This window comes from Haloglomus salinum (assembly GCF_024298825.1).
Lineage (GTDB): Archaea > Halobacteriota > Halobacteria > Halobacteriales > Haloarculaceae > Haloglomus > Haloglomus salinum.
In genome coordinates, this window is the sequence record NZ_CP101153.1 from 3,721,006 (window position 1) to 3,738,552 (window position 17,547).

Annotated in this window: 19 protein-coding genes; 9 read left to right on the forward strand and 10 right to left on the reverse strand. The window is 69.7% G+C overall.

From position 1 onward, the window contains the following. Positions 1–32 precede the first annotated feature (32 nt). Entirely contained in the window at positions 33–1,664 is a 1,632-nt protein-coding gene (locus NL115_RS18220) for a spermidine synthase (RefSeq protein ID WP_254830746.1), read from the reverse strand. A gap of 85 nt (positions 1,665–1,749) precedes the next feature. Here NL115_RS18220 and NL115_RS18225 point away from each other — a divergent pair, with 85 nt between their 5' ends. The 7 genes from NL115_RS18225 (at position 1,750) to NL115_RS18255 (ending at position 8,263) form a co-directional block, all read left to right on the forward strand. Continuing rightward, positions 1,750–2,223 (forward strand): GNAT family N-acetyltransferase, encoded by a 474-nt coding sequence (locus tag NL115_RS18225; RefSeq protein ID WP_254830747.1) that lies wholly within the window; start codon positions 1,750–1,752, stop codon positions 2,221–2,223. Positions 2,224–2,309: 86 nt separating this feature from the next. After that, complete coding sequence (locus NL115_RS18230; protein ID WP_254830748.1) at positions 2,310–3,728, forward strand: cytochrome P450; 1,419 nt, start codon at positions 2,310–2,312, stop codon at positions 3,726–3,728. A 47-nt stretch (positions 3,729–3,775) separates the two neighbouring features. Beyond that, positions 3,776–4,711 carry an E3 ubiquitin ligase family protein gene (locus NL115_RS18235; RefSeq protein ID WP_254830749.1) on the forward strand — a complete coding sequence of 312 codons (936 nt, stop codon included), beginning with the start codon at positions 3,776–3,778 and terminating at the stop codon, positions 4,709–4,711. A 183-nt stretch (positions 4,712–4,894) separates the two neighbouring features. Continuing rightward, positions 4,895–5,593 (forward strand): type 1 glutamine amidotransferase domain-containing protein, encoded by a 699-nt coding sequence (locus NL115_RS18240; protein WP_254830750.1) that lies wholly within the window; start codon positions 4,895–4,897, stop codon positions 5,591–5,593. Between the two features lie 166 nt (positions 5,594–5,759). Continuing rightward, positions 5,760–5,987 (forward strand): hypothetical protein, encoded by a 228-nt coding sequence (locus NL115_RS18245; RefSeq protein ID WP_254830751.1) that lies wholly within the window; start codon positions 5,760–5,762, stop codon positions 5,985–5,987. Positions 5,988–6,070: 83 nt separating this feature from the next. Then, entirely contained in the window at positions 6,071–6,973 is a 903-nt protein-coding gene (locus tag NL115_RS18250; RefSeq protein ID WP_254830753.1) for a CbiX/SirB N-terminal domain-containing protein, read from the forward strand. A 168-nt stretch (positions 6,974–7,141) separates the two neighbouring features. Next, complete coding sequence (locus NL115_RS18255) at positions 7,142–8,263, forward strand: DR2241 family protein (RefSeq protein WP_254833116.1); 1,122 nt, start codon at positions 7,142–7,144, stop codon at positions 8,261–8,263. Between the two features lie 34 nt (positions 8,264–8,297). Here the strand turns inward: NL115_RS18255 and NL115_RS18260 are convergent, their stop codons facing one another. Genes NL115_RS18260 through NL115_RS18270 form a run of 3 tightly spaced genes read right to left on the reverse strand, consistent with a single transcriptional unit; the run spans position 8,298 to position 10,067 of the window. After that, positions 8,298–8,936, reverse strand: coding sequence for a DUF7524 family protein (locus NL115_RS18260; protein WP_254830754.1), 639 nt, complete (start codon positions 8,934–8,936; stop codon positions 8,298–8,300). A 53-nt stretch (positions 8,937–8,989) separates the two neighbouring features. Beyond that, the gene (locus tag NL115_RS18265) at positions 8,990–9,187 is read right to left on the reverse strand and encodes a methytransferase partner Trm112 (protein ID WP_254822354.1); all 198 of its coding nucleotides are present in this window, start codon (positions 9,185–9,187) and stop codon (positions 8,990–8,992) included. Positions 9,188–9,236: 49 nt separating this feature from the next. After that, a complete protein-coding gene (locus NL115_RS18270; protein ID WP_254830755.1) occupies positions 9,237–10,067 on the reverse strand; it encodes a hypothetical protein in 831 nt (276 codons plus the stop codon). A gap of 78 nt (positions 10,068–10,145) precedes the next feature. On the opposite strand from NL115_RS18270, the gene NL115_RS18275 reads away from it, so the two are divergent. Then, positions 10,146–10,778, forward strand: a complete 633-nt coding sequence (locus NL115_RS18275; RefSeq protein ID WP_254830756.1) for an MBL fold metallo-hydrolase — start codon at positions 10,146–10,148, stop codon at positions 10,776–10,778. 122 nt (positions 10,779–10,900) lie between these two features. Here the strand turns inward: NL115_RS18275 and NL115_RS18280 are convergent, their stop codons facing one another. The 3 genes from NL115_RS18280 to NL115_RS18290 form a co-directional block, all read right to left on the reverse strand. Further along, positions 10,901–11,383, reverse strand: coding sequence for a TspO/MBR family protein (locus NL115_RS18280; protein WP_254830757.1), 483 nt, complete (start codon positions 11,381–11,383; stop codon positions 10,901–10,903). A gap of 93 nt (positions 11,384–11,476) precedes the next feature. Continuing rightward, on the reverse strand, positions 11,477–11,878 hold the full coding sequence (locus NL115_RS18285) for a universal stress protein (RefSeq protein ID WP_254830758.1): 402 nt from the start codon (positions 11,876–11,878) through the stop codon (positions 11,477–11,479). A 61-nt stretch (positions 11,879–11,939) separates the two neighbouring features. Then, complete coding sequence (locus NL115_RS18290) at positions 11,940–12,764, reverse strand: ATPase (protein ID WP_254830759.1); 825 nt, start codon at positions 12,762–12,764, stop codon at positions 11,940–11,942. 126 nt (positions 12,765–12,890) lie between these two features. On the opposite strand from NL115_RS18290, the gene NL115_RS18295 reads away from it, so the two are divergent. After that, positions 12,891–14,150, forward strand: a complete 1,260-nt coding sequence (locus NL115_RS18295; RefSeq protein WP_254830760.1) for a DNA double-strand break repair nuclease NurA — start codon at positions 12,891–12,893, stop codon at positions 14,148–14,150. A gap of 22 nt (positions 14,151–14,172) precedes the next feature. Here the strand turns inward: NL115_RS18295 and NL115_RS18300 are convergent, their stop codons facing one another. The 3 genes from NL115_RS18300 to NL115_RS18310 all read right to left on the reverse strand — a co-directional run bounded on the left by NL115_RS18300 (position 14,173) and on the right by NL115_RS18310 (position 17,495). Beyond that, positions 14,173–14,517, reverse strand: coding sequence for a DUF7113 family protein (locus NL115_RS18300; protein WP_254830761.1), 345 nt, complete (start codon positions 14,515–14,517; stop codon positions 14,173–14,175). Positions 14,518–14,655: 138 nt separating this feature from the next. Beyond that, positions 14,656–15,606 (reverse strand): thiamine pyrophosphate-dependent enzyme, encoded by a 951-nt coding sequence (locus NL115_RS18305; RefSeq protein WP_254830762.1) that lies wholly within the window; start codon positions 15,604–15,606, stop codon positions 14,656–14,658. Continuing rightward, the gene (locus NL115_RS18310; RefSeq protein WP_254833117.1) at positions 15,606–17,495 is read right to left on the reverse strand and encodes a 2-oxoacid:acceptor oxidoreductase subunit alpha; all 1,890 of its coding nucleotides are present in this window, start codon (positions 17,493–17,495) and stop codon (positions 15,606–15,608) included. The genes NL115_RS18305 and NL115_RS18310 overlap by 1 nt, the downstream gene beginning before the upstream one ends. Positions 17,496–17,547: the final 52 nt, after the last annotated feature.

Here is a 17,547-nt window from a genome sequence, read left to right on the forward strand (position 1 = left end):
GACCGTTCCCACTCGAACGGCTTAAACCTCCGTCAGACGCCCGACACACGGGCGACGGCGGCCCTCGGAGCCCGTACCGGCGGCTCGATAGCTGGTGCTCCCGTCGACGTTCCGTTCCGGGTCGTCTCCTGCACGACGTACCGCTGGCCCACCATCGGGTCGAGCAGGCTGTCGACGGGGGCACGGTCGTCACGCAGGACGGGGACGTCGTCGGTCGGGGGCGGCTCCTCGCGGAGCTTCCGAACCTCGAACGAGAGGTCGATACCGATGTCACGGCGCACCTCCCGGGCCCGGAGGGTCGCCTCGCTCACCCGCGTCCCGTTCCGGGTCGCGACCAGCTGGATGTTCTGGACGATCGAGCCACCGACCGTCGGGAACGTGTAGACCTGCGGGTACACCTCCGACATGGTGCGGTACTCCGCGCGGTAGAACTTCGACGCGGGCCCGCTCTCCGCGGAGATGACGTTCGCGTACAGCATCCCGTCGGCCGAGAGCCGAGACTCGGCCAGTTCGAAGAACTCCACCGTCGTCAGCTGGAAGGGGACCTTGTCCTTCTTGTACGCGTCGAGGACGATGAGGTCGTAGGACCGGTTCGTCTCGCGGAGGTAGCGCCGGCCGTCGCCCTGGTAGATGTTGAGCCGCTCGTGGGACTCGTCGACGGCGAAATATCGCTTCGCCACGTCGATAACCTCGGGGTCTATCTCGACCACGTCGACGGTCGCGTCGTACTCCTCAACGAACCGCTTGGGCCCGGTGAACCCGCCCCCGCCGATGAACAGCACGCGGTCGATGTCGTCGGGGTCGTCGGTCAGCAGGTAGGGGAGGTGGAAGTACCGCGTGTACTCGAAGACGTGTCGCGTCGGCCGGTCGACATCCATCGCACTGTGTTGCTGGTCGTCGAGGTACAGCGTCCGGGTGTCGTTGATCTGGGTCACCTCGAGTTCCTGGTACGGCGTCTGGGTCTCGTAGAGGACGCGCCCCTCGACGGCGAAGCCGAACGAGCCGCTGGTCGCCGCCAGGACGAGCAGTACCGCGACGGCGAGCGAACGCGCCGTCAGCCCGGATAGCGGCGGGTAGCTGAGGTAGACCGCCGTCCCGACCAGCAGCCCTCCGAAGACGAGACCGATGTACTCCACCGACAGCGTCGGGATGAGGAGGAAGGTGGTGCCGAAGGCGCCCAGGATGCTCCCGACCGTGCCGACCGCGTAGACATGGCCCGAGGCCCGACCCACGCCGTCGGCCTCGGCCAGTTCGGCCGCGTACGGGCTGATGTAGCCCAGCAGGTACGTCGGCGGCCCGAACAGGAGCGTGACGGCCGGGAGCGACGCGAACCGGGCCGGCAGCGGGAGCCCCGCGACCGCGGCCAGCATCAGGTCGCCCGCGAAGATGATGGCTGCGACGTACCCCGCGGTCGCCATCAGCGCCCACGCCATGCGGTCGGTCGAGGCGTGCTCGGCGGCGCGCTGGCCGCCGCGGTGGTAGCCCAGACTGAGCGCCGCGAGGAACACGCCGATGATGGTCCCCCAGGTGTAGATGCTGCTCCCGTACTGTGGCGCGATGATACGACCGGAGAGAATCTCCAGGCCCATGCTGGCCACGCCGGAGACGAACACCGCCAGTCCCGCGTCGGTCACGACCGGCAGCCGCCCTCGGACCGTACTCATTCGTTCCCGGTTCGGCCACCGGGTGATTAAACGTTCCCCGCGAGCGGACGCCAGCTACTTGTTCGCGATTCCCCGACGGAACGGTATGCAGGTCCGGGAGGCGACGAGCGACGACGCGGCCGACGTGCTGACCGTCCACCGGGCCGCCATCGGGGCCATCGAACCGGGCGCGTACACGGCGGCGCAACTCGACGCCTGGGCGGCTGCACAGGACGACCCCACGCAGTACCCGTTCGACGATGCGAGCCAGTACCTGGCGGTGGCCGAGACCGATGCGGCCGGAGTGGTGGGATTCGTGGGCGTGGACCGCGACGACGGCGTGCTGGAGACACTGTACGTCCATCCCGACCACGCCGGGGCAGGTGTCGGGGGCGACCTCCTGACCCACGCCGAGAGGGTGCTCCGGGAAGCCGGGCACCACCGTGTGGTGATGGCCGCGTCACGGAACGCCGTCCCGTTCTACGAGCGTCACGGCTACGAGACGACGCCGGAGACGTTCGACCTGGAGATGGGCCGGGAGACGCTCTCGTTCGTCCGCATGGAGCGCCCCCTCGACTAGCGGAACGGCGAGGCTGGTGACCCGGTCCCGAGCGCCGTCGTCCGAATCGGCGAAACCCACTAACCGCTCGCGTCCCTCGTACACGTATGGCACGCGAACTCCCGAAACCGCCCGAGGCCGGCATCCTCAACGCCCTGCGGTTCGGGACACAGACGTTCCGGTTCCTGGAGGGAGTGCAGTCCCGGTTCGAGGACATCGTCGCCGTCCCGGTCCCGGGGCGTGGCCCGCTGGTCATCGTCACGAACCCGGCTCTGGTCCACGAGGCGCTCTCGCGCCCGGAGGACTTCCCCCGCGTTCCGGCGCAGGGTCCCTCGGCGATGATCGCCGAGCAGGGCCTCGTCCAGAGCGAGGGCGACCTCTGGCGCCAGCAGCGCGACATCGTCGGCGACGCCTTCGCCGGGCCCCAGGTCCGGGCGTACGCGAACACGGTCGGCGAGCGCGTCGAGGGGCTCGCCGGGGAGTGGCGCGAGGCGCTGGAGGAGGCGCCGACCGCCGCGGCGGACGGGGGAGCCACGGCGAGCGGCGGTGCGGCCGAGTCCGTGACGAGCGCAGGCCCGACGCTCGACCGCAACCTCCACCGCGAGATGACGACGCTCACGGTGCGGGTGGCCAGCGAGATACTGCTGGGCGAGGACATCGGCCGGTCGATGGCCGACCGGTTCCACTCCTGGATGAGCGTCGCGGGCGACGAGTTCGAGTTCGACGCGAGCGCGGCCGCCCCGGCGTGGTTCCCCACCCCCGTCACCGCCGAGTTCGAGGGCGCGGCCGAGGGCGTCCTCCGACTGGCGGAGCTGATGATCGAGCGGCGCCGCGAGGCGATGGCCCGCGGCGAGACGGGGTCGATGGACATGCTGACGCTCCTGCTCGCCCGCGAGGACGACCCCGAGGTGGACTACCCGCCCAACCAGATTCGCGACGAGGTGGCCACCTTCCTCATCGCCGGCCACGAGACGACCGCGCTCTCGCTGACCTACACGACGACGCTGCTCTCCTGGCATCCCGAGGTGCGCGAGAAGGTCCGAACGGAGGCCCGCGAGGTACTCGGCGACGCGACGCCGCGCCACGACCACGTCGCCGACCTGGAGTACACGGGGCAGGTGTTCCAGGAGGCCCTGCGGCTCTACCCGGCCGCGTGGGCGGTCTTCCGCCGGACGACCGAGGACCAGCAGCTGGGTGACTACCACGTCCCGGCGGGCTCGGGCGTCATCATGCCCCAGTGGTCCATCCACCGTGACGGCCGCTACTTCGACCGCCCCGACGAGTTCGACCCCTCGCGCTGGGACGACCGCAACCCGCAGGCGGTCGAGGCGTACTTCCCCTTCTCTTCGGGGCCGCACGCCTGCATCGGCCGGCAGTTCTCCCTGACGGGCGCCCGCCTCGCACTGGCTCGCCTCGCACAGGAGTTCGACGTGGAGGTGCCCCGGCACGCGCTGGACGACCTCCGCGCGACGCCGACGCTGCGCCCGCCCGAGGGCGTCCCCGCGACGGTCCGGTTCGCCGAGTAGCCTGCCGCTACCCGTAGACAGGTGTCCGTGGCCCGACCGCTCCCGCCGTGGTTTCCGTCGAGACACTCGTCACGCTCATCGTTCTCGCCTTCCTGATACCGGCCCTGCTGGTCGGCGCTGCAGCGGGCTACGCCGTCGCCCGGCTGTTCGGGTTGCCCTCGCAGCTCGCCGTCTACGGCCGGGTCCTCGGCGTGGGGCGCTGGTCCGCCGCCCTCCCGACGGCCCTGGCGCTGGCGGTCGTGTTCACCATCCAGTTCGCAGCCGGCATCCCGGGCGGGGGGGAGCCGGGGGCGGCCCTCGCGAACGGCGCGATGGCGGGGCTGTTCGTCGGTGCCTTCGCGCTCTCGGTCGGCCTCGGCAACCTCCGCCGCTACCGCCGCGTCCGGACCATCGACGATGTCATCGACGCCACGGACGGCCACGTGACCGTCACCGGGACGGCCGAGCCGGGGCCGGACGGCGAGACGGTGGCACCGCTCAGCGGCGAACCCTGCCTCGCATGGGCCGTCAGGGTGCGCGAGCGCCACGGCATCGGTCAGCGGGGCATCCGCGGCCTGACCCGGACGGACCACGGTGGCGTCCCGTTCACGGTGCGTGATGGGACCGGCGGCGTCCGGGTCGACCCAGCGGCGCTCGAACTCCGTGGCTGGTCCGTGCCGCCGCGCTCGGGCGACTACCGTGTCGAGGCGCACGATGGCCACCCAGAGCGCGTCGCGACCTATCGGGACGAGCGCGACCTCGGTGACGGCGACGAGCGCATCTACGAGGAACGCCGCCTGACCGCCGACGAGACGGTCACGGCGACCGGCCAGGTCGTGACCCGGAACGGCGTCGCCACGGTCGGGGAGTCGGGAACCCTGCACGCCGAGCGAGCCAGCGACGTCCAGCAGTCCCGCAAGCGTCGCGTCCTCGTCGGGGTGGCCGGCGTGGTGTCGATGCTGGGCTCGACGGCACTCCTGGCGGTCGTGGTCGGACTGGTCTGAGTCACCCTGCAGAACGGCCGACCACGGGTCGCATTCCGTTTCCGGACAATAATATCTACACGCGTAATAGTTGCAGATTACGCCAGATATACTGCAATTATTCCGAGAATGCCTGGCGTTGAACCAGAGAGTTCCACAGGTACCCGGGAACTCTTCCGCGTCGGTGTCCTATCGGAGCGTACAATGACTTCGGCACTGCTGGTCGTCACTGAACACGGCTACTGGGGAGAGGAGTGTACCACGCCGCTGACCGAACTGGACGATGCAGGCGTCGATGTGACGGTCGCGACCCCCTCGGGCGCGGCCCCCGAGGTCGACGAGATGTCCGTCGACCCCGACGAGGTCGGTGCGGAGACTGCCGAGCGCGTGCTCGAGGTCCACGAGAACGACGCGCGCCTGAACGACCCCGAGCCGCTCGCCGAGCAGTCCGCCGACGACTACGACGCCGTCGTGTTCCCCGGCGGCCACGGCACGGTCTGGGACGTGAACCAGGACCGTCACGCTCGCACGCTGCTGCGCGACGCCGTCGAGGGGGAGGCGGGCCTCGGGGTCGTCATCTGCCACGCCGCCGGTATCCTGGCGCACACGCGGGGCAGCGACGGGTCGTTCCTGGTCGAGGGCCGCGACGTGACCGGCTTCCCCAACGCGTGGGAGGCGGACATCGTCGACGAGAACGACGTCATGCCCGACGGCCGGAAGCTCCCGTACTGGGTGCAGGACGAGGTCGAGGCCGTGGGCGGGAACTGGGACGCTGAACTCGACGCGGAGGCGAGCGTCACGGTCGACGGCGACCTCGTAACCGTCCGCGGCCCGGGCTCCTCCGAGGCAGGTGCGGAGCGACTGCTCGAGGAACTGCGCGTCGAGCAGACCGCGGCCGACTGAGGTCGGGCGCCGCGGCCGACGAAGCGCACCGACGGGAGACCCCTTCTCGATGACTGCTTCTGGATGTCACCGTACCGACGGCGCACGTTCCTGGCCGACTCTGGCACAAGGCATATACTCGGATCGGGACCAGACCCGCACAGACGACGGCGCTGACCACCAGACCATGACCGGAGACACCTCACCGACGGAGCGAACACTGCATCCGCATTCGGACCACGGCATCCTGGAGTGCCCCGACTGTGCCACGACCATCCTCGGCGACTACCAGGACCTGAAGCTCCACTACCTCGACGCCCACTTCCACGCCGGGCCGGACGATGAAGAACCGGTCGGGAAGGACACTCTGGTCCAGATCAAGCGCGCGCAGGAGGCGGCCAGGCGGGAGGACTGACGCGCTGACGACGGCCTCGATGGTCCGTTGCCCTCACCCGCGCCTCCGACACCCCTAAGCCCGCGACGGCCCTCGCTCCACGCATGAGTCAGGCGCTGGTCATCGTCGCCCACGGGTCGCATCTCAATCCCGAGTCCAGCACGCCGACCTACGAGCACGCCGACACCATCCGGCGGGTCGGCGCGTTCGACGAGGTCGTGGCCGGGTTCTGGAAGGAGGAGCCCCACGTCCGCGAGGTCCTGCGGACCGTCACCGCCGACGAGGTGTTCGTCGTCCCGCTGTTCATCAGCGAGGGCTACTTCACGGAGGAGGTCATCCCCCGCGAACTCCGACTCGACGGCTGGGCGGAGGACGCCTGGGAGTCGGACGGGACGAGCGCGACCTCGGTGACGCTCACGGCCGCGGATACCGGCCAGCGCATCCACTACTGCGGGCCCGCCGGCACCCACGACGCGATGACCGACGTCATCGTCCGGCGCGCCGAGTCCGTGACGGGCGACCCGGACGTGGGCGAGGGGTTCGGCCTCGCCGTCGTCGGCCACGGCACGAACCGCAACGAGAACTCGGCGAAGGCCATCCGCTACCACGCCGACCGCATCCGCGAGATGGACCGCTTCGACGAGGTGCGCGACCTCTACATGGACGAGGACCCGGAGGTCGACGACGTGACGGAGTTCTTCGAGAGCGAGGACATCGTGGTCGTCCCGCTGTTCGTCGCCGACGGCTACCACACCCAGGAGGACATCCCCGAGGATATGGGCCTGTGCGAGGACTACCGCGACGGCTACGACGTGCCCGAACCCGTGGACGGCAAGCGCATCTGGTACGCGGGCGCCGTCGGGACGGAGGCGCTGATGGCCGACGTCATCATCGAGCGTGCCGCGGACGCCGGCGCCGACGTGGGTGACGCGGTCGAGCGGGTCCGCGAACTCACGCGGGTCGCCGAGGAGGATGGCGGGGCAGAGGCTCCGCCCGCCGACGACTGAGCCCCTGCCTCGTCCGGCCGCTGAATCCCCGCCGTATCCGGCCGCTTCGATAGCCTTCTTGCACGGGGAACCCGTACGTCGAGCCATGACCGAGGACCGACGCCGGACGGGCGGGGTGGTGGCGTGAGCGCGCCGGATACGCCGAGCGCGAGCGACGAACGGGTGACCGTGAGCGACGGGGCCATCGCCGCGCTCGTAGCGGCGGCCGAGGAGGGGGTCGAATTCGACGGTCTCCGGGCCGTCCGCGACGGCGACGGGGACGCGGGCTACCGCTTCGGGACCCCCGAGGTGACCCGCGAGGGGCTCACGGAGTCGGAGTTCCGCGACGCCTGCAGCAACCACCCGGAGTACGTCGACAACTGGTGGTTCTTCGAGGGGGTCGACCGGTCGCCCGCCGACCGTGCGTTCCTCCGGTGGCTGGAGAGCGGCGACGCCGAGGACTGGGATGTGGCGACGCGCTACGACGCGCTCCGCGAGGGTGTCGTCCGTTCGTGGGGGCAGGTCGCCGTGACGGCGATGCTGGGCGCCGGCGGCCGCCGCTACGAGCTCCGCCACGAGGACGATATCGGTACCCCGCTCCCCGACCTCGACCGGCACGAGGACCCCCTGACAGCCCGGGAGCTGGTCAAGCACGACGACCGGGGCCGCTACCGACCGCTCAAGACCGCACCCACGCTCCCGACGGGCTGGGCCTTCGTCGGGCTGGCGGGACGCGACTGCACGCGCGCGCTCGACCTCATCTACCCCGCCACGGTAGCCAACTGGCACCTCGAACGCGAGGGCGAGCTGGACGTGGACCACTGGCGCCCGACGATGGAGCGACAGACCGGCATCTACGGCGTCATCGAGACGTGGGACCGCGGTGACGGCCACGAACACGTGGAGTGGGTCGCAGAAGCGTGCTGTGAGGACTCCCAGTGTCTCAAGCGCCGTGAGTGGCAGTACGACGACGAGACGGACCTCGACGCCGACGGCGGCGACGGCGTCTTCCCGTGCCGGGAACCCTGCTCGCTGGTCGTGGCGGCCGCGCGCAAGTGGACCCGGCTGGAGGGTGAACAGTCCCGGACCTACGAGTTCGAGTTGACGCCGAGCGAGAAGGAGCAGGTCGAGGCAATCATCGACGCCGTCGCGGACGGTCGTACCGAGGACATCCGCGAGGCCGACATCTACGAGGGCGCGAACCGATACCGGACGCGGTTCCTCCGAGCGAAGCGATTCGACGACGAGGGGAACCTCTGTGGCGTCGAGACCGACCCGGATGGGGAGGGGACGAACGAGGAGGAACACTGAGTCGCGCGTCGGACCCGGACCGTCGCGTCCGGGGTCACGTGAGGAGGAGATAGGCAGCCGCTAGCACGGCCGCCGCAACCGCCAGCCCGCCGAGCGAGAGGTTCGGCGTGCCCGCGGGCACCACCGCCGCGGCCGCGAGTCCGACCGCGACGAGGCCCAGCAGGACCGCCGGAAGCAGTTCCACCGTCCGGCTCCGCGCCAGCGGCGACGAGCCGCCGGCTGCCCCCGAGACGTCCGTCGCCGTCCCCTTCGGGCCCCCAGCTGTCCGTTCGGCGCCGCCACTACCGCTGCTGGGCGTCGCCAGGTCCGGGTCGACGTTCGCTGGCTCGTGGCTGCTGAGGTCTATCGTCAGGTCGACGAACCGTGTCTCCTGCCCGTACGCGATGGCGATCTTCAACCGGCCCGTGACCGGCTCGTAGTCGCCGTCTTCGGGCTCGAAGACGTTGACCTGGACGCAGCGGGAGTCCCCGCTGGAGACGTGGAGGTTGGCGTTCGAGAGCCGTGCGACCTTCGAGAGGGTGTCGTCGAGGTGGAGATGGACGTGCGTGGCCATCCCGTGGTTCTGGAGGTCCACGGTGAACGACCGGTCGACGGTCACCGAGGTCGGCGCCGCCAGCGACCGGGCGCCGTCCTGGTTGAGATCGACGACGAGTCTGTCGGTCGCGTCAGTCACGGGGAGTGAGACACCCCGCCACGATGAAAACCTGTCGACGGTTCAGACGGCGCTCAGGCCGCGGCCTCGTCCCGCATATCCGGCGGGAGCAGGTTCGGGATGCCGTCCTCGATGGGGTACTCCTCGCCACACTCCGTGCAGACGAGGCGCCCCTCGAGAATCTCGTCGTCCTCGTCCCGGCGGATGACCTCCAGGTCGAGGTCGTGCTTGTCCAGGGGACAGCAGATGATGTCCATCAGGTCCTCCTTCATAGAGGCGACTTCGAGCGACCCCGGCAAAAGGGTGCCGTTCGCGGGCCCCTCACGTCGTCTCGTTGGACCCCCCGGGAAGCGGGGTCGCGGCCCAGCCCGGTCGCTGGACGCCGCTGTCGTCGACGGCGACGACCCGTGTGACCCGTCGCGCGGTCGCGTTCTCGCCCGCGACCCGAACCGGGACCAGCATCGAGGTCTGTCGGATGCGGCCGGTCGGCTCGACCACCGCCTCGAGCCGAGCATCGGCCCGCGGGGGCCCGCCGGCATCTGGGAACGCGAACGGTTGCTCCGTCCGGAGGACGAACCTGTCCGCGATAGCCACGACGCGGACAGCGGTCGGGTCGATATCGTCGGCCAGCCAGTCGGTGCCGCGCGGCGGCGCGTTGACGGGCGGTGCCCGGCGGGTCCGGCTGCTCCCGTTGGCGTACGTCCGCCGGACGACCCGTCGCGAGCCGTGCTGCCACCACTCGATGGCCACGACCGCCGCCCCGTCAGGTGCCCGGACGACAGGGGCGCCGCTGTAGGAGACGGTTACGTGTCGCGCGCCGTCGGGTCCGACGCGGCCGCCGAACCGAACCCGCCGGTAGCGGGAACCGTTCGCGAGGGTCACGGTCGTCCGGGCGGTGACTGTGTAACTGCGGTTCGCCAGCGAGTCCTCGTGGGCTGCGAGCAGCGCCCGCCGGTCGGTCAGCCCGGTCGCGTCGATGCCGGGTGGGAAATCCGTCCCGGGGTCGGTGGGGACCGGGGCCGGAGTGATCGTCTCGGAGGGCGATGGCGTCCCCGCGGTCGGGAGACTGCCACACCCGGCGAGACCGACGAGGACGACGAGGGCGGCCAGCCAGCGGCTGGCCCCGGTCCGCTCCGGCCACGGGAAGGGCACGGGTGGGACTGGGGGGCGCGCACACTCCACCGTTTCGGACACACAACGGCTTAACAGGGGGAGCTACAAGGGGGGGTCGTGATTCGGAACCTCGCGCAGGGACAGCGTGGCTTCACCAGCAACGCGTTCCTGGTCGCCGGCGCGGACGTGATGAGCGACGGGACCGACCCGGGGGAGTCGGGGGCCGATGTCGACGGGCGGACGGTGCTCGTGGATACCGGTAACGAGTTCGACGTCGTCTCCGTGGTCGAGCGCTTCGTCGACGATATCGACGCGGTCGTCCTCACCCACACCCACCCGGACCACGTCGGGAACACCGAGGCCGCCGTCGACGCGTTCGACGTGGACGTCTGGGGGTTCGACCCGGACCACCATCTCGTCGACCACCGCATCGCCGACGGCGACACCGTCGAGCTAGGCGCCCACTCCTACGAGGCCATCCACACGCCAGGCCACAAGGAGGACCACCTCTGCTTCCACTCGCCGGAGGCGGGCGTCCTGTTCGCGGGTGACCTCATCTTCGCCGGGGGGAGCTTCGGGCGGACCGACCTCCCCGAAGGGAACCGGGAGGTTCTCATCGACAGCATCGACCGCATCCTGGAGGCCGTCGGCCCAGACCTGCGCGAGTTCCACACCGGCCACGGCCCGAGCGTCACGAAGTCCCCGTACGAGGATATCGAGTTGTCCGCGCGGGCGGCGCGGACGATGTGAACTCGGCTGTGCGACGGTACAACGATATTGTCGCAGTTCTCCAAGGCAGAAACAGCTCCTTGACGCAGAATTCAGCATATTAATCGGGAATCTGCCGTATTTGTGATTTATCTCTGCGCGTCTCACCCGGCGTAGATGGCGTAGTTCAGCACGGCGGCGAACGACACCCACGCGAGATAGGGAACCAGCAGTAGTGCCGCGCGGCGGTCCACGCGGTCGAAGGCGGCGATGGTGGCGACGATGGCGACCCAGAGGAGCACGATTATCACGAGGCCGAGCCCCGGGCGCTGGAGGCCGAAGAAGGCCGGCGTCCACGCGACGTTGAGCGCGAACTGGCCGGCGAACGCCACCAGCGCGAGTCGGGTGTCACGGGCGTCTGCCTCGGCCCGCCAGACCAGGTAGAGCGCGACACCCATGAGCGTGAACAGGAGCGTCCAGACCACCGGGAAGGCGATGGTCGGCGGGAAGAACCAGGGGCGGTCGAACCAGGTGGTGTCCGCGCCGACGAACAGCGACGGTGCCGCACCCAGCGCGTTCACCGCGACGACCAGCGCCACCGCGAACAGTGCCTCCCGACCCGGCCGGTCGACGTTGATGTAGCTCATCTCGCATCGGTGTACGCACCCGGAGCGGGTAGCTCTTTCTCGGCCCCGATGCCGGCAGCCAGCGGGCACTCCGCGCGGGTCGGGTCAGGCCTCCTAGTCGGCCCCCTCGTCGAGCGGGACGAGCGTGATGGGGATGGTGACGCGCTGGAGGAGCGAGTGGGCGACGCTGCCGAAGATGACGCGCTCGGTGCGCGAGTGTCGCCGGAGCGCGATGAGCATCCGGTCGGCGTCGACCGTCTCGGCGTAGTCGACGAGTTCGCGCGAAGGGGCCTTCCCGCGGTTGAGCTGGTGGACCTCCACCTCGGGCCCGTCCGCGAAGCGCTCCTCGAACACCTCCAGTGCGGCCTTCCCCTCCCGGATGTGGGGCACGTCGTCCGTCATCTGGACGTTGACGACCACGAGGTGGTCGTCCGGTCCCAGGCTGGTCTGTTCGAGGTCGTCGCAGATGGCGTCGCTGGCCGCCTCTCCGTCCGTTCCGATGAGGTACGTGACCATACGGCTGGGTATCTCGGAGTCATGGCATAAATCGAACGCCGATTCCCGGTCGCCCGGAGGGTCAGTCGAACGCCGCCGCCAGCAACGCCTCGTACGCCGGGCCGTAGGCCTCGGCGACGCGGTCGGGGTCCTCGCGTTCGGCGCCCGTGAGCGCGGGCAGTTCCACGCGCGCTCGGGGCTCCAGCAGCTCGATGACGTTCCCGACGCGCTCCTCCAGTCGCCCCTCGTGAGCGCTGCCCGAGGCCACCTCGCAGGCGTTCGCGTAGCGCTCGCCACCGTAGATGCGGGCGCGGCGTGGCTCGACGACCGCGACGGCGTCCGGTTCGAAACCCGTCAGCGGGCGCGCGATATCCGCGTACGACTCGACGACGGCACGGTCGGCCGCGGTGACCGCCTCGGCGACGGACTCCATGGCCGGACGGTGGAGGTCGGCCATCGCCGCGTTCGCCTCGTCGAGGTCGGAGACCCGGCGCGCGTCCCCGAGGGGAAGACGCTCCGCGAGTCCGTCCGGGAGGTCGGCGGTCTCGTTCACCACGAACGACGGCTCCGCATCGGGTGCCATCCCGCCGACCCGGTCGACGAGGAACTCGCGCCCGTCCTGGCCGAGCAGTCCCTTGCCCGCGCCGGGCGTCGGCGTCCACAGGCGGTGGACCGGGTTGATGGCCTCGGGTCGGTAGCCACCGGGGGCGGCCGCGGCGAGTCGCTTCGCGTCCTTGCCGTAGAGTCGGCCGTCGTCGACGGCCCGGCGGTAGTCGTCGTGGTCGAACCAGTAGTCGTTTCCCGCGCGGGGTTTGTAGCCGGTCGCGCCGGTCTCGGCCAGTAGCCCCACCGAGAACGTCGTCTTCCCGGCGTCCACGCGGTCTCCGCCGGCGACGAGCAGTTGCATATCCGACGGTGGGTGGTCACGAGGCAAAGCCGCCACGGTCCGCGAGTGGGCGGCACTCGCCCCGGACGGCTCCACTTCCACCGGGCTCTCGAGGGGTTCTTGTGCGGCGGCGTCCCAACCGCCGGCATGACCCTGGACCCGGTCCACTTCAAGGCCATCACGCGACTCGCGGGCCGGGTGTCCCGCGAGGACGCCGAGCGGGACCACCGCGACTTCGCCGAGACCGTCTGGAACGAGTTCCTCGACCCGCTCCGGAGCGACGGTGCGGTCGTGCTGGAGTCGCTCGGCGAGCACCGGCGCCGGCGCGTCCACGCCGAGGACATCGCGCTCGCCGAGGACCCGTTCCCGACCCGACACGGCCTCGACTCGGGAACCATCAACCCGACCACCTTCAAGAACGGCCTCGTCGTCGACGTGGCCCAGGCCGCGATGAGTGCGGTCCCCTCCGACGTGGACCTCCACCGCGGCCGGACGATGGTGACCGCCGTCCACACCAACGACGCGACCACGACCTTCGAGGAGGACTGGCGGATGGACGACGAGGGCTTCGTCCGCGGGCGCGTGCTGCACGTCCCGCGCGTCGACCGCACGGTGACACCCGTCGTCCACGAACTCGCGCTCTACCTCGCAGAGATCACACACGCCTACCGCAACCGCGAGGTGGTGGACGACCTGCTCGTCCTCGACGGGCCGGTCTACCCGAAGGGGCTGCTGACGTGGGCCGACCGCGACCCCGAACTGCAGGAACTGCTCGCCGCCGAGGAGCAACCCCAGGAGATTATCGGCCAGTACGTCCGGATGGTCGAGCACTTCGCCGAGCGTGGCGTACCGCTCATCGGCTTCGTGAAGACGCCCGTCTCCCGGCAGGTCACCCGGACCATCCGCGAGAAGGAGGGCTCGGCACCGTGGGTGAACGACGCCGCGTTCTTCTCGCAGGTGCTCGCTCCCGACACCTACGGCACGGACGAGCGCGAGCGTGACACCTCGAGCCTCACCTTCACCAACTGGTTCACCTCCCGCGGGGGAACCGACGGCGCACTCTCGGCACCCTCGGTCCCGTACGACATCCAGCGTGAGCGCGACCCGGCCGACTACGAGGTGACCTTCTGTATGCTGTACGACCCCCGCACGGACACGGTGTACCGGGTGGAGTCGCCGGCCGTGTTCACCCGCGACCCCGACCTCCGCGAGCGCCTGACCCGGCACGTCCTGAAGTCCGTCGCCACCGAGCGCGGGCCGCCGCTGGCGGTCCGGAAGGCCGACCAGCTGGCCCGCATCTCCCGACGTGAGACAGTCGCGCTCCGGGAGGCGCTGGAACGGGCCTTCGACTCGGAACTGGACACGAACTACGGCGACGAGCGGGCGGCGAAGTGGGGGCTGGAGTGAGAGGTGGGCTGTCGGCGGCCGGTCAGTTCTCCGGAAGTTCCGCGCTCTGGACGATCTCTACCTCGACGGTGTCCCCGACGACGCCCAGTCGTGCGAACTGGGTTCGGACGTGCTCCTTCGCCGCCTCGATTGCCGCCTCGCGCTCCTCGAATCCTCGCGGCATCGGCGTCTCGAACGCGACACGGAGTTCACGGTCGCCGACCTGCTGGACCTGGCCGCCGGACTCGACCTCGTAGAACGCGTCGCAGACCCAGACGTACGGCGAGCCGTCGTCGGGCGCCCCCTTGAACGAGGGAGCCTCCTCACCCGGTTCGTACAGGGTCCCGGTCAGGGTGGTTCCCCCGGCACTCCCTTCGACGAGTAACATATCTCCGAGTAGGTCGGCGGGGCGTATAACCACCGCGCTGGCGGCGAATCAGGCCAGATTATATCGATAAAGGATAACGTATCCGCCAGATATCGGGAACAGGTCGAAAGATGGCGATATTATACTTTTATGCTGGAATTACTTGTGCGCGTCCATGAGGTCGTAACTGCGCTCCCACTCGGCGTCGTCGTCGTGGTAGCGCTCCGCGAGCGGGTCCTCGGGCACGTCGCCGTGTTCGCGTTTCTCCTGCTGGTAGGAGGGCCGGTCGGGGTCGTGGTAGAACCGGCCCGTCAGCACCTCGCCCTCGTGGAGGGCGTCCTCGACGTCGTGCATCATCTCGGAGGCCTCGCGGCGGTCGTGGTGGTCGAACTCGTAGTCGTCGGACTGCTGGACGTCGACGTAGGGGACGTACTGCTTGGCGTCCTTGTTCCACGTCGGGCACTGGGTGAGGAAGTCGACGTGGGCGAAGCCGTCGTGCTGGATGGCCTCCTTGAGTATCTCCTGGGCCTGGTTCGGGTTGACGGCCGCGGTCCGGGCGACGTAGGAGGCGCCCCCGACCAGTGAGAGCGAGAGCGGGCGGATGGGCGCCTTCGCGGAGCCGTGGGGCTGGGTCTTCGACTTGTGGCCCATCGGGGAGGTGGGCGAGGTCTGGCCCTTCGTCAGCCCGAATATCTCGTTGTTGAACACGATGTAGGTCATGTCGTGGTTCTCCCGGGCGGTGTGGATGAAGTGGTTCCCGCCGATGCCGTAGCCGTCGCCGTCACCACCCGCGGCGACCACCTCCAGCCCGGGGTTGGCGAGCTTGGCGGCCCGGGCGACCGGGAGCGACCGGCCGTGGATGGAGTGGAAGCCGTAGCTCTCGAAGTACGAGGAGAGCTTGCCCGAGCAGCCGATGCCCGTGACGAGCAGCACCTCCTCGGGCGTGTAGCCGAGGTCACCCATGGCCCCTTTCAGCGCCTTCAGGACGCCGAAGTCGCCACAGCCGGGGCACCACGTGGCCTGCGGTTCGATACCGGGGGTGAACGCTTCCCGGTCGGTCGGCTCGCGGTCCGAGTCGTCGTCGTGCTGGTGGAGTGGTGTGAAACTCATCAGTCGCTCCCCGCGGGGACGTAGCGCGTGGACGCGGTCGCGGGGTCACCGCTGCCCAGGCCCTCGACGGCCTCCACGATCTCGTGGGGCTCGAAGGGTTCGCCGTTGTACTTGAGGAGGCTGTGCAGGATGTCGCCGTAGGCGCCGAGTTCGCGCTGGACGAGACCTCGGAACTGTCCCGATGCGTTCATCTCGACGACGAGGCAGGTCTCGACCGAATCGAGGAACTCCCGGACATCCGCCTCGGGGAACGGCATCAGGTCCGAGACCGAGAGCGAGGCCACACTGTGCCCGTCGTCGACGAGCCGGTCGATGGCCTCGTGGACGGTTCCCTGGTTCGAGCCGTAGGTCATCACGCCGACCGTGGCGTCGACCGCACCGTGCCGTTCCTGGTTGCTCTCGCGCTCGTCGAGGCGCTCGCGGATGGCCTCCAGTTTCCGCATCCGGCGGTCCATCTGTGCCACCCGGTTGTCGGGGTCCTCCGAGATGTGCCCGGTCGGGTGGTGCTCGTTACCCGAGGCGAGGTAGCGGCCGTCGGCCTGTCCCGGAATCGAACGGGGTGCGACACCGTCGCCCTCGGGCGGGTCGTGCTGGAACCGCTCGAACGTGCCCGTCGCGTAGTGGGCCGCCTCTGCGAGTTCCTCCTCCGTGAGCGTCTTCCCGAGGTCCGGCGACGGCTCCCGGTCGAAGAACTCGGCGTCGACGTTGCGCAGTTCGCCCGACAGCTTCTGGTCGTAGACGACGATAGCGGGCAGGTGGAAGTCGTAGGCGAGTTCGAACGCGAGCCGGGTCTGCTCGTAGGCTTCGCGCTGGTTGCCCGGCGCGAAGACGACGCGGCAGGAGTCACCCTGGCTCGTGTAGAGGACGTGCTCGAGGTCGCCCTGCTCGGTCTTCGTCGGCATCCCGGTCGAGGGGCCCGCACGGGTCGCCTCCACGAGGACGAGCGGCGTCTCGGTCATCTCCGCGAGTCCCAGCGGCTCGGACATGAGCGCGAACCCGCCACCGGAGGAGCCCGAGAGCGACTTGACACCGGCGTGGCTCGCGCCGAGCGCCAGCGCGGCCGCGGCGATCTCGTCCTCGACCTGCTCGGCGATACCACCCATATCCGGCAGGTGCTGGCTGAGGAGGGTAAACACCTCCGTCCACGGCGTCATCGGGTAGCCGGCCACGAACCGACAGCCCTCGTCGATGGCGCCGTAGGCGATGCCGTTGGAGCCGGAGACGAGTGCCTGCTCGGCGTCGTGCTCGCCCTCGGGCATCCGGAGGTCGTGGGTGTGCTCCAGTTCGTCGGCCTGCTCGGCGGCGTACTCGAGTATCTCGAGGTTCGCCTGGAGCACGTCGCCGCTCATCCGGTCCTCCATCAGCTTCTCGATAGGTTCGAGCGGGTAGGAAAGCAGCGCGCAGGTCACGCCCACGCCGGCCGTGTTTCGCATCACCTCGCGGCCCTGGTCACGGGCCATCCCGCGGAGGTCCATCGGGTAGACGTGCCAGTCGTGCTCCTCTGCGCGGGCCTCGAAGTCCTCGATAGCGCTCGCGTCCAGCAGGCCCTCGTCGTAGACGACAACCCCACCATCCCGGAGGTCGTCGAGGTTCTCGGCGAGGGGCTTGGCCTGCTCGTTCCCGTAGTAGGCGTGTTCCTTGGGGTTACGAGCGAACGAGTCCCCTAGCGCGAGGAGGAAGTTGAAGCCGTCACCACGGGCCCGTACCGGCTGGTCGTCGGCCCGGACCTCGACGTACGTGTGACCACCGCGGATCCGCGAGGGGTAGTGGCGGTGCGTGAACACGTGGAGGCCGGACCGCATCAGTGCTTTCGCGAAGTTCTGGCTGGTCGAGTCGATCCCGTCACCGGAACCACCCGCGATACGCCAGACGATTTCTCCTGTCATGATACCATGCGCCCGGAGGCGCCTTGGTGCGAGATTTGCCGGGAGAGGTGAAAAG